We start from the raw sequence: 12,968 nt of genomic DNA, 5'->3' as shown, positions 1-12,968 counted from the left end.
AAATATAGTAAGTATTATTGTTTAAAAAAATAATAAGGAGTGATGTAATGAGTAAAAAGTTATTGTTAGCATTTTTTATGATTTTAGGAGTAATTATCCGGGGAAATGAAATAAGCAGTATCAGGCTTGAAATAAAAAATCCCGGTGAAAAAGCTGTTGTTTTGGATACAATGTCTGTTAATGTGGAAATAAACGGCGATATAAGTGTTACCACATATGACATGACGTTTTATAATCCAAACACCAGAATTCTGGAGGGAGAATTCTCTTTTCCTCTTCAGGAGGGACAGAAGGTAACAAGGTATGCTCTTGATGTGAACGGAAAGCTCAGAGAAGGTGTGGCTGCGGAAAAGGAAAAAGCAAGAACAGCATATGAAAATACAATAAGACAGAAGATAGATCCCGGAATAATAGAAAAAACAGCTGGAAATAATTACAAAACCAGAATATATCCAATACCGTCAAACGGCTATAAAAGAGTGGTAATAGCCTATACGGAGGTATTGAAAAACAAAAACGGAAGCCTTGATTATTTTCTTCCGCTAAATTACAGTCAGAAAGTAAATAATTTTTCTCTTGAGATAAAAATGCTTAAGCAGGAAAGCAGACCAAACTGGATAGAAAAAATAGACAGACTGGAATTTGATAAAATGGAAAGCGGTTATTATGCGAAAACTTCACTGAAAAACTACACGCCTGATAAAAATGTAAGGATCAGTCTGCCGCTTGATAAAAAGGATAAGGTTTATACTGAGAAAGCTGATGACACTGCTTATTTTACAGCTAAGCTGAATCTGGAAAATAATTATTATACAGAAAAACCAAAGGCGAAAAATATTGTGCTTATCTGGGATACTTCAAATTCAGGTGAAAAAAGAGATACTGAAAAAGAGCTTACACTGCTGGGAAAATATTTTTCCTATCTGGGAAATGTAAATATCAGCTTGTATTCAATTGATAATGATTTTTTGAGCAGAGGAAGCTTTCAGATAAAGAACGGCAGCTGGGATCAGCTGAAAAATACAATAAATAATTTTGTATACGACGGAGGGACGCGGTTTAATAAGATAAGCTTTAAAGATAATGCCGATGAGGTCATTTTTGTTACAGACGGTGTGAATACCATAGATTCCAGTGAATTTAAGCTGGCAAATATACCGTTTATAGTTATAAATTCATCTAAAGAATCAGACAGCGGGTTTATAAAATATATGGCTGATACCAGTAATGGAAAAGTAATAGATCTGAACAGAGAAGATATTGATACGGAATTTGATAAAATGAAATATAACTACTTGAATCTGATATCATATGAATATAATAAATCTGAGATAGATGAGGTATATCCGAAATCAGAATCTGATATCAGAGGAAGCTTTGATTTTTCAGGTATACTTAAGGGCAGCAGGGCAGAAATAACTGTAAATCTCGGCTTTGGGAATATTATTACAGAAACAAGAAAAATTCTTATTTCAGCAGATACTAATTCGCATAATATAAGTAAGATATGGGCAGAGAAAAAAATAGAGAATTTAAGCGGAAATTATGAAAAAAATAAAAAGGAAATATTGAAAACTGCCAAGAAATATACTCTTGTTACAAACGAAACTTCCCTTATAGTACTGGACAGAGTAGAGGATTATGTCAGCTATGAAATAATCCCGCCTGCAGAGCTGCTGGATGAATATAACAGACAGATGGCATACAGAAGGAAAAATGAACAGGATGAAAAGAAAAATGGTTTGAAGGAAAGTGTGGAAGTGCTTGAAAGAAGAAAAGAATGGTATGTCAAACCTGTGCTAAAGTCTGAAAGAGCAAGAGAAAATGTTACGAAAGTCGAAAAAAATACAGCTGTAAATGATTATATACCGCAGCCTTCAATACCTGCTGCCGAAATGCAGAGTGAACCGGCTTTAAATAAATCGGCTGTGACTTCAAGCGGAAAGGCTGCTTATTCTGATATGAAACAGGATGAAACAGCTGTCGGCAGTAAAGACACAGGCGGAAAAAATCTGAGAGTAATTGTTTATGAGGATAAGGACAGAAACAGTGAATATATTAATGAATATAAAAAAGTAAAACCGGAAAATATTTATGAAAAATATCTGGAAATGAAAACAAAATATGGAAAAAATCCTTTCTTCTACATAGATACAGCTGATTATCTGATTAAGAACAATCAGAGAAATACGGCTCTGAAAGTATTGACAAATATACCGGAGCTGTCTTTGGAAAACCATGAGTATTACAGAATTCTCGGATATAAGCTTTTGGAAACAGGAGATAACGGACTTGCGGTAAAAATATTTGAAAAAGTTCTGGATCTAAAGGGAGAGGATCTCCAGTCGATACGGGATCTGGCCATAGCCTATGAAATAAACGGAGAAAAGCAGAAAGCGCTTGAGCTGATGAACAGCATACTGGAGAAAAGAACTCCGAATGAACTGGAATTAAAAGGGATAGTAATAAATGAAATGAATAACCTTATAGAAAAAAATAAAAACAAGCTGAATACAAACATGATAGATAAAAGACTGATTTATCCGATGCCTGTAGATTACAGGGTGGTGCTGGACTGGTCAAAGGATAACCAGGAAATAGATTTGTGGCTGACACAGCCTGACGGAGTGAGAGTTTATTACAGTAATTCACAGACGCCTGATAATAATGCAGTTATTTATAACCATACTACATTCAGATACGGGCCTGAAGAGCTTCTTATAAAGAAAGCCAAAAAAGGTGAGTATGAAATAAAGGTGGAGTATTATGCAGATCAGTCGCAGACTTTGAGAGAGCCTGTAATAATCAGACTGGAAATCATTACAAACTACGGGTCAAAAAATGAAAAAAGACAGATAATAACAAGAAGAGTAGAAAATGTAAGAGAGTTTATTGATATAGGAAAATTTATGTATGACGGAAAGTAAAAATAAGATGTAAAAATAACAGGGAAATGTATCTGGAGAAAACTTTGGTGCATTTCCCTTTTTTAATAGAATAATGCTCAAATAAAAAATAAACAGACTGCTGCATTGTTTTGAAAATATACTAAAAAAATTTTATTTTATAAAATAAAAAAATGTGTTGAAACATAATAGAAATACTGAAAATAAAAAACTATATAATTGATATATCATAATGATATAAAAAATATATAACATATAAGATAAATTTGAAAATAATAGCTGAAATATTCTTGACATTGGAACTGAAATGGTGTAAACTAACTAAGTTATGACTAAAAATCATGGCAATTTTTGTGTAATTTTGTTAATGATATTTTTCATATATAAAATCTAAAATTAAAAATTTGGGAGGAGGAAAAATGCCTACTATTAATCAATTAGTTAGACACGGGAGATCAACTTCGGAAAAAAAGAAAAAATCACCAGCTCTAAAAGGTAACCCACAAAAAAGAGGAGTTTGTGTAAGAGTATATACTACTACACCTAAGAAACCAAACTCGGCATTAAGAAAAGTAGCAAGGGTTAAATTAGTAAATGGTATTGAAGTAACTGCTTACATACCTGGAATTGGGCATAACTTACAGGAACACTCGATTGTGTTAATCAGAGGAGGAAGAACAAAAGATTTACCGGGGGTAAGATATAAGATAATCAGAGGTGCGCTGGATACTGCAGGAGTAGTAAACAGAAAACAGGCAAGATCAAGATACGGAACTAAGAAAGATAAAAAATAAGATTAGGAGGTAACTTTAGGCATGTCAAGAAGAAGAAGAGCCGAAAGAAGAGATGTATTACCAGATTCAAGATATGGAGATAAATTAGTAACTAAATTTATTAACAGCCTTATGTATGATGGTAAGAAATCTATATCAGAAAGTATTTTCTATACTGCATTAGATCAAATTACAGCTGAAACTAATGAAGAAGGTATAGAAGTATTTAGAAAAGCAATGGAAAATTTGAAACCGCAGCTAGAGGTAAGATCAAGAAGAATCGGTGGAGCTACATACCAAGTACCGGTTGAAGTAAGAGTAGAGAGACAGCAAGCTCTGGCTATCAGATGGCTTATCAGATACTCAAGAGAAAGAAAAGAATACGGTATGATAGAAAAATTAAGAAAAGAAATAATAGCAGCTGCTAACAATGAAGGCGGAGCTATGAAAAAGAAAGATGACACTTATAAAATGGCAGAAGCAAACAGAGCTTTCGCACATTATAGATGGTAACTTTAAGACAAGGAGGATATTTTAAAAATGGCAAGAGAAGTTGCTTTGAAAGACACAAGAAATATCGGAATCATGGCACATATAGATGCCGGGAAAACAACAACAACAGAGAGAATTTTATTTTATACAGGAGTTACACATAAAATAGGAGAAGTACACGAAGGTGCCGCTACAATGGACTGGATGGAACAGGAGCAGGAAAGAGGAATCACAATAACATCTGCTGCGACTACTTGTTTCTGGAAAAATCACAGAATTAACATAATAGACACACCAGGTCACGTGGACTTTACAGTAGAGGTAGAAAGATCTCTAAGAGTATTAGATGGTGCTGTTGCGGTTTTTTCTGCAGTTGACGGAGTTCAGCCGCAGTCTGAAACAGTGTGGAGACAGGCTGATAAATACAAAGTTCCAAGAATGGCATTCTTTAATAAAATGGACAGAGTCGGTGCCGACTTTGACATGTGTGTAAATGACATTAAAGAAAAGCTTGGAGGAAACGCACTTCCAATACAGCTTCCAATAGGAGCTGAAGAAGCTTTTGAAGGTGTAATTGACTTAATAAAAATGCAGGAATTACTTTTCATAGATGAAACAATGGGTGCAAACTATGATGTGAAAGAAATAAGAGCGGAATTAGCAGATAAAGCTAAAGAAGCAAGAGAATACATGATAGAATCTATCGTTGAAACTGATGATGAGTTAATGGAGAAATTTTTCAGCGGAGAAGAAATTACAGAGGAAGAACTGATAAAAGCATTAAGAAAAGCTACAATTGAAGGAATAGTAGTACCTTGTGTATGCGGAACAGCATTTAAAAACAAAGGGATACAGCCTTTACTTGATAAAGTAGTAGAAATAATGCCTTCACCTGAAGATGTAGGGGAAGTAAAAGGAACTAACCCTAAAACAGATGAAGAAATCACAAGAAAACCATCTGATGATGAAAAATTCGCAGCCTTAGCATTTAAGATCATGACAGATCCTTTCGTAGGAAAGCTTGCTTTCTTCAGAGTGTATTCAGGAATACTTGAAAAAGGTTCTTATGTACTAAACTCTACTAAAGGTAAGAAAGAAAGAATGGGAAGACTCCTTCAGATGCATGCTAACAAGAGAGAAGAAAAAGATGAAGTTCACGCTGGGGATATAGCAGCAGCAGTAGGATTGAAAGATACTACTACAGGAGATACACTTTGTGATGAATCAGCTCCGATTATACTTGAAAAAATGGAATTCGCAGATCCGGTTATCCAGGTTGCTGTAGAGCCTAAAACAAAAGCTGACCAAGAAAAAATGGGAACAGCACTATCTAAACTTGCAGAAGAAGATCCTACTTTCAAGGTAACAACTAATCAGGAAACAGGGCAGACACTAATAGCCGGTATGGGTGAGTTACACTTGGAAATTCTGGTAGACAGAATGAAAAGAGAATTTAAGGTAGAAGCAAATGTCGGTAAACCGCAGGTTGCTTACAGAGAAACTATCATTGGCGAAGCTAATGTAGAAACTAAGTATGCAAAACAATCAGGTGGTAGAGGACAATACGGACACGTTAAGATAATAGTAGAACCAAATAACGGAAAAGGTTATGAGTTCATTAACAAAATTACAGGGGGAGCAATCCCGAGAGAATATATTCCTGCAGTAGACAAAGGGATACAGGAAGCTATGGAAGCAGGAGTAGTTGCAGGATATCCTGTGCAGGATGTAAAAGTAACATTATATGACGGAACTTACCATGAAGTGGATTCGAGCGAAATGGCATTTAAAATCGCAGGATCGATGGCGGTAAAAGACGGTATGAGAAAAGCAACTCCAATATTACTTGAACCTATCTTCAAAGTAGAAGTAACTACTCCGGAAGAGTACATGGGAGACGTAATAGGAGATCTTAACTCAAGAAGAGGTCAGGTTTCAGGGATGACAGACAGAAACGGAGCAAAGATAATAAACGCATTTGTACCGTTATCAGAAATGTTCGGATATGCAACTGACTTAAGATCAAAAACACAAGGTAGAGCATCATATTCAATGGAATTTGAAAAATATGAGCAAGTGCCTACAAACATAGCTAATCAAATAATAACTGAAAGAAAAGGATAAGCCTTTAAAATAAAATTTTAAATTTTTAGGAGGAAGAGTAGAATGGCAAAAGCTAAATTCGAAAGAAGTAAACCACACGTAAACGTGGGAACAATCGGTCACGTAGATCACGGAAAAACAACAACAACAGCAGCAATATCAAAAGTATTATCGGATAAAGGACTGGCTCAAAAAGTAGATTTTGAAAATATTGACCAGGCACCTGAAGAAAGAGAAAGAGGAATAACAATAAATACAGCTCACATAGAGTATGAAACAGAAGCAAGACACTACGCACACGTAGACTGTCCAGGCCATGCGGATTATGTAAAGAACATGATAACAGGAGCAGCACAAATGGATGGAGCAATCTTAGTAGTATCAGCAGCTGACGGTCCAATGCCTCAGACAAGAGAACATATCCTGCTTGCAAGACAGGTTGGAGTTCCTTATATCGTAGTATACTTAAACAAAGTAGATATGGTAGATGACGAAGAATTATTGGAATTAGTAGAAATGGAAGTAAGAGAATTACTAACAGAGTATGGATTCCCTGGAGACGATATACCGGTAATACAAGGATCATCATTAGGAGCGTTAAACGGAGAAGAAAAATGGATAGATGCAATAATGGAATTAATGAATGCAGTGGATTCATATATACCAACACCTGAAAGACCGGTAGATCAGCCGTTCCTATTACCAATAGAGGATGTATTTACTATAACAGGAAGAGGAACAGTAGTAACAGGAAGAGTAGAAAGAGGAAAAGTTAATGTTGGAGAAGAAGTAGAGATCATAGGAATAAGACCTACAACAAAGACAACAGTAACAGGAGTAGAAATGTTCAGAAAGTTATTAGATTCAGGAGAAGCAGGAGATAATATCGGAGCATTATTAAGAGGAACAAAGAAAGAGGATGTGGAAAGAGGACAGGTACTAGCTAAGCCGGGATCAATAACACCACATACTAACTTTAAATCAGAAGTATATGTATTGACAAAAGAAGAAGGCGGAAGACATACACCATTCTTTACAGGATACAGACCGCAGTTCTATTTCAGAACGACAGATATAACAGGAATGGTAAATCTGCCAGAAGGTATTGAAATGGTAATGCCTGGAGATAACATAGAAATGACAGTAGAATTAATCCACCCAATAGCAATGGAAGAAGGATTAAGATTCGCCATCAGAGAAGGCGGAAGAACAGTTGCTTCTGGTGTAGTTGCTACTATTACGAAATAGTTTATTAAGTAGGAGGGAAAAACTTTGGATAAATTAAGAATATATCTTAAATCGTATGATCATAAATTGCTGGATCAATCAGCAAAGAAAATAGCTGAAGTTGTTAAGAAGAATGGCTCAGAGGTAACTGGGCCCCTTCCTTTACCAACTAAGACAAAGAAATACACAGTATTAAGATCAGTGCATGTAAATAAAGATTCAAGAGAGCAGTTTGAAATGAGAGTTCACAGAAGAGTTGTGGAAATCAAAAACTCTAGTCAACAAATAATTTCAGCATTAACTTCATTAAGTCTGCCGTCGGGTGTAGGAATCGAGATAAAGCAATTATAGGCTTAATACAAGTTGGCTTATAAAAAAGAGCAGTCAACCAATATATTAAGGAGGAAAAATAATGTTACTAGGAAAAAAAATAGGGATGACACAAATATTTGAAGGTGAAAAATTAATACCTGTTACTGTTATAGAAGCAGGACCGAACTTTGTTATCCAGAAAAAGAACGTCGAAAAAGACGGATATAACGCATTAACTTTAGGTTACGACGAAAAGAAAGAAAAAAATACTATAAAGCCAGAAATGGGAGTATTTAAAAAAGCAGGAGTAACTCCAAAAAAATTCTTAAAAGAATTCAGAACTGATAATTTAGATAGCTATGAATTAGGACAGGAAATCAAAGTAGATTCATTCGAAGGAATAGAGTTTGTAGATGTTTCGGGAACTTCAAAAGGTAAAGGAACAGCAGGGGTTATGAAAAGACATAACTTCGGAGGAAACAGAGCAACTCACGGGGTTTCTAGAAACCACAGACTTGGAGGATCGAATGCCGGCGGTGCCGCATCAAACAGTAATGTACCAAAAGGTAAGAAAATGGCAGGAAGATTAGGAAATGAAAATGTTACTGTTCAAAACCTGAGAGTAGTAAAATTTGATGTGGAAAATAATCTTTTATTAGTAAAAGGTGCAATACCGGGTCCTAAAAACGGATATTTAGTAATAAAAAAATCAGTGAAAAAATACTAATTGAGAAGAAAGAGAGGAGGACAAAATGCCAGTTTTAGATATATATACTATTGACGGTACAAAAGCAGGAACTGTCGATGTAAAGGAAGAAATATTTGGTATAAAGCCTAACAAAGCAGTAATGCACGAAGTATTAACTGCAGAACTAGCAGAAGTAAGACAAGGGTCAGCTTCTACAAAAACTAGAGCTGAAGTAAGAGGTGGAGGAAGAAAGCCTTTCAGACAAAAAGGTACTGGAAGAGCAAGACAAGGTTCGACAAGAGCTCCTCACATGGTTGGCGGCGGTGTTTCACACGGACCGAAACCAAGAGACTATGTAAAAAAAGTAAATAAAAAAGTAAGAAAATTAGCTATAAGATCAGCTTTATCAGCTAAGGTTAATAAGGGAGAAATCATTATAATAGATGCTTTTGAACTGGAAAAACCAAAAACAAAAACAATTATTGATTTTTCTAAAAAATTAGATATGGCAGGGGCAAAACAGCTTTACATACTAAATGACTTATATATAGAGAATGAATATAACGCATATCTGTCTATAAGAAATATAGAAAAATCATATGTACTAATGCCAAATGAGTTAAGTGTTTACTGGTTATTGAAACAGGACAAAATAATCATGACAAGAGAAGCACTTGCACAGATCGAGGAGGTGCTAGCATAATATGAATATATTTGATGTAATCAAAAGACCTGTTAAATCTGAAAAAGGTGAAATGATCAGAAGAGAAAATAATGAATATGTTTTCGAAGTAGACAGAAGAGCAAATAAAATCGAAATCAGACAGGCAGTGGAAAAATTATTTGATGTAAAAGTAGTAAGCGTAAATACACTTACAGTAAAATCTAAAAATAAAAGATTCAGATTTTCTATGTATAAAACACCTATAGTAAAAAAAGCTATGGTTAAGCTTAAAGACGGAGACGAAATCGCAGGATTTGAATTTTAATAAAATAAATAAATAACACGGAGGGAAGTATTAATATGCCAATTAAAAAATTAAAAGCAATGACTAATGGTACAAGGCATATGTCTATATTAGTCAATAATGATCTGGATAAAGTAAGACCGGAAAAATCATTAGTAGAACCGTTAAATTCATCTTACGGGATTGATAACTACGGTCACAGAACTGGAAGAAACAGACACAAAGGACATAAAAGACTTTACAGAGTAATTGACTGGAAAAGAGATAAAAACGGAGTGCCTGCAAAGGTAGCAACAATAGAATATGATCCTAACAGAACTGCAAATATTGCTCTTTTACACTATGCTGACGGAGAAAAAAGATATATTCTTGCTCCAAACGGTCTGAAAAAGGGAGATACTGTGTTATCTGGAGAAGGTGCGGAAATCAAACCTGGAAATGCATTAAAATTAAAAGACTTACCGATAGGTACAGTTATTCATAATGTGGAACTAATACCCGGAAAAGGCGGACAGCTGGCAAGATCAGCAGGAACATCTGCAAGACTGGTAGCAAAAGACGGAGTTTACTCACACGTGGAACTTCCATCTGGAGAATTAAGACTAATACACAGAGAATGTACAGCCACTATAGGTTCTGTAGGAAATTCAGAACATTCGCTTGTATCATTAGGTAAAGCAGGAAGAAACAGACACTTAGGAAGAAAACCTCATGTTAGAGGATCAGCGATGAATCCGGTAGATCACCCGCACGGAGGGGGAGAAGGAAGATCGCCGATAGGAAGAAAATCTCCTGTTACACCTTGGGGTAAACCAACATTAGGTAAGAAAACTAGAGGTAAGAAATTAAGCGATAAATTTATAGTAAGAAAAAGAAAAAAATAAATCTAAATTAGCAAGGAGGAACTAAATGGCTCGTTCATTAAAAAAAGGACCATTTGTTGATGGATACTTACTAAAAAAAGTAGAAGCAATGGGTGAGAAAAAGCAAGTAATTAAGACATGGTCAAGAAGATCAACAATTTTTCCACAATTTATTGGACAAACTTTTGCAGTATATAACGGAAAAAAACATATACCAGTTTATGTAACTGAAGAGATGGTGGGACATAAATTAGGAGAATTCGCACCTACTAGAACGTTTTACGGACACGGAAAAGATGCAAAAAAAGACAAGAGAAAATAGTAAGGGTTGGAAAGGAGGCCTATCGTGGCAGTGGTAGCAAAACTTCGTTATCAAAGATTAAGTCCTCAGAAAGCTAGGTTAGTAGCTGACATAGTAAGAGGAAAAGACGCTTTACCGGCGTTAGCAATGCTTAAATTTACAAATAAAAAGGCAGCAGTTTATATAGAGAAAACATTGAAATCTGCTATAGCAAATGCAGAACATAACTTTGGAATGGATCCTGATAAGCTATATGTATCAAGAATACTTATAGACAAAGGACCGGTACTAAAAAGAGTAAATCCAAGAGCTATGGGAAGAGCGGATATAATAAGAAAGCCAACAGCTCATATTACAGTGGAAGTGAGCGAAAGAAATTAATTAAGGAGGTATTTCTGTGGGACAAAAGGTTGATCCTAGGGGAATTAGATTAGGAATTACTAGAACATGGGATTCTAAATGGTTTGCTGAAGGTAAGGAATATTTAAATAATTTTCACGAAGACCTGAAAATAAGAGAATTTATTAAAAAGAATTATTATCATGCCGGAGTTTCGTGCATTCAGATAGAAAGAACATCACCGACTGAACTTACTATAATAATAGATACAGGGAAAGCCGGGATATTAATAGGTAGAAAAGGTGCAGAAATCGAAGCATTAAAAGGAAAAATAGAAAATCTGACTGGGAAAAAAGTGCAGGTAAAAGTACAGGAAGTAAAAAATCCTAATAAAAATTCACAGTTAGTTGCTGAAAGTATAGCCACAGCAATAGAAAAAAGGGTTGCTTATAAAAGAGCTGTAAGCCAGGCAATACAAAGAGCAGAAAAATCAGGAGTAAAAGGGATCAAAATAGCTGTTTCTGGAAGATTAAACGGAGCAGAAATCGCAAGAAGCGAATGGACATTATCAGGAAGAGTACCATTACACACTTTAAGAGCTGATGTTGACTATGCTACAGCTACTGCATTTACTACATACGGTGCATTAGGGATTAAAGTATGGATATTTAATGGAGAAGTACTTCCTAGCAAGAAGGAAGGAGGAAATGCATAATGTTAATACCTAAAAGAACGAAATACAGAAAGCAATTCAGAGGAAAAATCGGCGGAGTTGCTACAAAAGGAAACAATGTAGATTTTGGTGAATACGGACTTGCTGCAAAGGAATTTGGATGGATAACATCAAGACAAATCGAAGCGTGCAGGGTAACTATAAATAGAACCTTCAAAAGGGAAGGAAAAATTTGGATCAGAATTTTTCCTGATAAGCCTTATACAAAAAGACCAGAAGGAACAAGAATGGGTAAAGGTAAAGGAAACACTGAAGGTTGGGTAGCAGTAGTAAAAAGAGACAAAATTATGTTTGAAGTTGGCGGAGTACCTGAAGAAAGAGCAAAAGAAGCATTAAGAAAAGCTGCTCACAAACTGCCTATAAAATGTAGATTTGTAAAAAAAGAAGAAATGGGTGGTGATAATTAATGTTATCTAAAGAAATTAGAGATTTGTCTATCGATGAATTAATATCACAGGAAAAAGATTTAAAAGAGGAATTGTTTAATTTGAAATTTCAGCACTCTTTGGGACAATTAGAAAATACAGCTAAAATCAGAGATATGAAGAGAACAATAGCAAGAATAAAAACAATACTTACTGAAAAGAAAAATGGATAATTGAAGGAGGTAGACTGTGGAAATCAAACGTAACTATAGAAAAGTTAGAGAAGGTATAGTTGTTTCTGATAAAATGGAAAAAACTGTAGTTGTTCTTGAAGAAACAATGAAATTCCATAAATTATACAAAAAAAGACTAAAAGTTTCAAAAAAACATAAAGCACATGATGAAAATAACGATTGTAAAGTCGGAGATAAAGTGAGAATAATGGAAACTAGACCATTAAGCAAAGACAAAAGATGGAGAGTAGTAACTATTTTAGAAAGAGCTAAGTAGAGAGGAGGATTAGGATGGTTCAACAACAAACAGTACTTAATGTTGCTGATAATACGGGTGCCAAAAAAATTATGGTAATCAGAGTTCTTGGCGGATCAAGAAGAAGATTCGGAAGAATCGGAGATATCGTAGTAGCCTCTGTTAAAGAAGCTATTCCTAATGGAAACGTAAAAAAGGGAGATGTCGTTAAGGCAGTTGTAGTAAGAACAAGAAAAGAATTAAAAAGAGCAGACGGTTCATATATAAAGTTTGATGACAACGCAGCAGTTGTATTAAACGCTAACCTTGAAATAAGAGGAACAAGAATATTTGGCCCAGTGGCAAGAGAATTGAGAGCGAAAAACTTTATGAGAATAGTATCTCTTGCACCAGAAGTATTATAGGAAGG

The 12,968-nt window shown here is 35.0% G+C and carries 17 protein-coding genes; all 17 read left to right on the top strand.

Going from position 1 to position 12,968, the window contains the following annotated elements:
* Positions 1-47 precede the first annotated feature (47 nt).
* Positions 48-2,927: a VIT domain-containing protein gene (locus tag STERM_RS19850; RefSeq protein WP_012863408.1), complete on the top strand. Its 2,880-nt coding sequence runs from the start codon at positions 48-50 to the stop codon at positions 2,925-2,927.
* A gap of 398 nt (positions 2,928-3,325) precedes the next feature.
* Positions 3,326-3,700, top strand: coding sequence for a 30S ribosomal protein S12 (gene rpsL / locus STERM_RS19845; RefSeq protein WP_012863407.1), 375 nt, complete (start codon positions 3,326-3,328; stop codon positions 3,698-3,700).
* A 21-nt stretch (positions 3,701-3,721) separates the two neighbouring features.
* Positions 3,722-4,192, top strand: a complete 471-nt coding sequence (gene rpsG / locus STERM_RS19840; protein ID WP_012863406.1) for a 30S ribosomal protein S7 — start codon at positions 3,722-3,724, stop codon at positions 4,190-4,192.
* A 27-nt stretch (positions 4,193-4,219) separates the two neighbouring features.
* Positions 4,220-6,295: an elongation factor G gene (fusA, locus tag STERM_RS19835; RefSeq protein WP_012863405.1), complete on the top strand. Its 2,076-nt coding sequence runs from the start codon at positions 4,220-4,222 to the stop codon at positions 6,293-6,295.
* 42 nt (positions 6,296-6,337) lie between these two features.
* Complete coding sequence (tuf, locus tag STERM_RS19830) at positions 6,338-7,522, top strand: elongation factor Tu (protein WP_012863404.1); 1,185 nt, start codon at positions 6,338-6,340, stop codon at positions 7,520-7,522.
* A 24-nt stretch (positions 7,523-7,546) separates the two neighbouring features.
* Positions 7,547-7,852, top strand: a complete 306-nt coding sequence (gene rpsJ / locus STERM_RS19825; RefSeq protein ID WP_012863403.1) for a 30S ribosomal protein S10 — start codon at positions 7,547-7,549, stop codon at positions 7,850-7,852.
* 61 nt (positions 7,853-7,913) lie between these two features.
* Complete coding sequence (rplC, locus tag STERM_RS19820) at positions 7,914-8,540, top strand: 50S ribosomal protein L3 (RefSeq protein WP_012863402.1); 627 nt, start codon at positions 7,914-7,916, stop codon at positions 8,538-8,540.
* Positions 8,541-8,565: 25 nt separating this feature from the next.
* Positions 8,566-9,204: a 50S ribosomal protein L4 gene (gene rplD, locus STERM_RS19815; RefSeq protein ID WP_012863401.1), complete on the top strand. Its 639-nt coding sequence runs from the start codon at positions 8,566-8,568 to the stop codon at positions 9,202-9,204.
* A gap of 1 nt (position 9,205) precedes the next feature.
* Entirely contained in the window at positions 9,206-9,490 is a 285-nt protein-coding gene (rplW, locus tag STERM_RS19810; RefSeq protein WP_012863400.1) for a 50S ribosomal protein L23, read from the top strand.
* Positions 9,491-9,525: 35 nt separating this feature from the next.
* On the top strand, positions 9,526-10,353 hold the full coding sequence (gene rplB / locus STERM_RS19805; RefSeq protein WP_012863399.1) for a 50S ribosomal protein L2: 828 nt from the start codon (positions 9,526-9,528) through the stop codon (positions 10,351-10,353).
* A 25-nt stretch (positions 10,354-10,378) separates the two neighbouring features.
* Positions 10,379-10,654, top strand: a complete 276-nt coding sequence (gene rpsS / locus STERM_RS19800) for a 30S ribosomal protein S19 (RefSeq protein WP_012863398.1) — start codon at positions 10,379-10,381, stop codon at positions 10,652-10,654.
* 24 nt (positions 10,655-10,678) lie between these two features.
* Positions 10,679-11,014, top strand: a complete 336-nt coding sequence (rplV, locus tag STERM_RS19795; RefSeq protein WP_012863397.1) for a 50S ribosomal protein L22 — start codon at positions 10,679-10,681, stop codon at positions 11,012-11,014.
* A 16-nt stretch (positions 11,015-11,030) separates the two neighbouring features.
* Complete coding sequence (gene rpsC, locus STERM_RS19790; protein ID WP_012863396.1) at positions 11,031-11,687, top strand: 30S ribosomal protein S3; 657 nt, start codon at positions 11,031-11,033, stop codon at positions 11,685-11,687.
* Positions 11,687-12,112 carry a 50S ribosomal protein L16 gene (rplP, locus tag STERM_RS19785; protein ID WP_012863395.1) on the top strand — a complete coding sequence of 142 codons (426 nt, stop codon included), beginning with the start codon at positions 11,687-11,689 and terminating at the stop codon, positions 12,110-12,112. The genes rpsC and rplP overlap by 1 nt, the downstream gene beginning before the upstream one ends.
* Positions 12,112-12,303 carry a 50S ribosomal protein L29 gene (gene rpmC / locus STERM_RS19780; RefSeq protein WP_012863394.1) on the top strand — a complete coding sequence of 64 codons (192 nt, stop codon included), beginning with the start codon at positions 12,112-12,114 and terminating at the stop codon, positions 12,301-12,303. The genes rplP and rpmC overlap by 1 nt, the downstream gene beginning before the upstream one ends.
* A gap of 16 nt (positions 12,304-12,319) precedes the next feature.
* Positions 12,320-12,580, top strand: coding sequence for a 30S ribosomal protein S17 (gene rpsQ, locus STERM_RS19775; RefSeq protein ID WP_012863393.1), 261 nt, complete (start codon positions 12,320-12,322; stop codon positions 12,578-12,580).
* 14 nt (positions 12,581-12,594) lie between these two features.
* Positions 12,595-12,963 carry a 50S ribosomal protein L14 gene (rplN, locus tag STERM_RS19770; RefSeq protein WP_012863392.1) on the top strand — a complete coding sequence of 123 codons (369 nt, stop codon included), beginning with the start codon at positions 12,595-12,597 and terminating at the stop codon, positions 12,961-12,963.
* The last annotated feature ends 5 nt before the right edge of the window (positions 12,964-12,968 follow it).

Origin of the sequence: Sebaldella termitidis ATCC 33386, assembly GCF_000024405.1 — a bacterium.
Taxonomy (GTDB): domain Bacteria; phylum Fusobacteriota; class Fusobacteriia; order Fusobacteriales; family Leptotrichiaceae; genus Sebaldella; species Sebaldella termitidis.
This window is presented reverse-complemented; position numbering and strand designations above follow the sequence as displayed.

Excerpts from the sequence above, each read along its gene's own strand:
- rpsG (WP_012863406.1), top strand. The coding sequence starts at position 3,722 with ATGTCAAGAAGAAGAAGAGCCGAAAGAAGAGATGTATTACCAGATTCA.
- fusA (WP_012863405.1), top strand. The coding sequence starts at position 4,220 with ATGGCAAGAGAAGTTGCTTTGAAAGACACAAGAAATATCGGAATCATG.
- rplW (WP_012863400.1), top strand. The coding sequence starts at position 9,206 with ATGAATATATTTGATGTAATCAAAAGACCTGTTAAATCTGAAAAAGGT.
- STERM_RS19850 (WP_012863408.1), top strand. The coding sequence starts at position 48 with ATGAGTAAAAAGTTATTGTTAGCATTTTTTATGATTTTAGGAGTAATT.
- rpmC (WP_012863394.1), top strand. The coding sequence starts at position 12,112 with ATGTTATCTAAAGAAATTAGAGATTTGTCTATCGATGAATTAATATCA.
- rpsL (WP_012863407.1), top strand. The coding sequence starts at position 3,326 with ATGCCTACTATTAATCAATTAGTTAGACACGGGAGATCAACTTCGGAA.
- rplN (WP_012863392.1), top strand. The coding sequence starts at position 12,595 with ATGGTTCAACAACAAACAGTACTTAATGTTGCTGATAATACGGGTGCC.
- rpsS (WP_012863398.1), top strand. The coding sequence starts at position 10,379 with ATGGCTCGTTCATTAAAAAAAGGACCATTTGTTGATGGATACTTACTA.
- rplB (WP_012863399.1), top strand. The coding sequence starts at position 9,526 with ATGCCAATTAAAAAATTAAAAGCAATGACTAATGGTACAAGGCATATG.
- rplD (WP_012863401.1), top strand. The coding sequence starts at position 8,566 with ATGCCAGTTTTAGATATATATACTATTGACGGTACAAAAGCAGGAACT.
- rplP (WP_012863395.1), top strand. The coding sequence starts at position 11,687 with ATGTTAATACCTAAAAGAACGAAATACAGAAAGCAATTCAGAGGAAAA.
- tuf (WP_012863404.1), top strand. The coding sequence starts at position 6,338 with ATGGCAAAAGCTAAATTCGAAAGAAGTAAACCACACGTAAACGTGGGA.
- rplC (WP_012863402.1), top strand. The coding sequence starts at position 7,914 with ATGTTACTAGGAAAAAAAATAGGGATGACACAAATATTTGAAGGTGAA.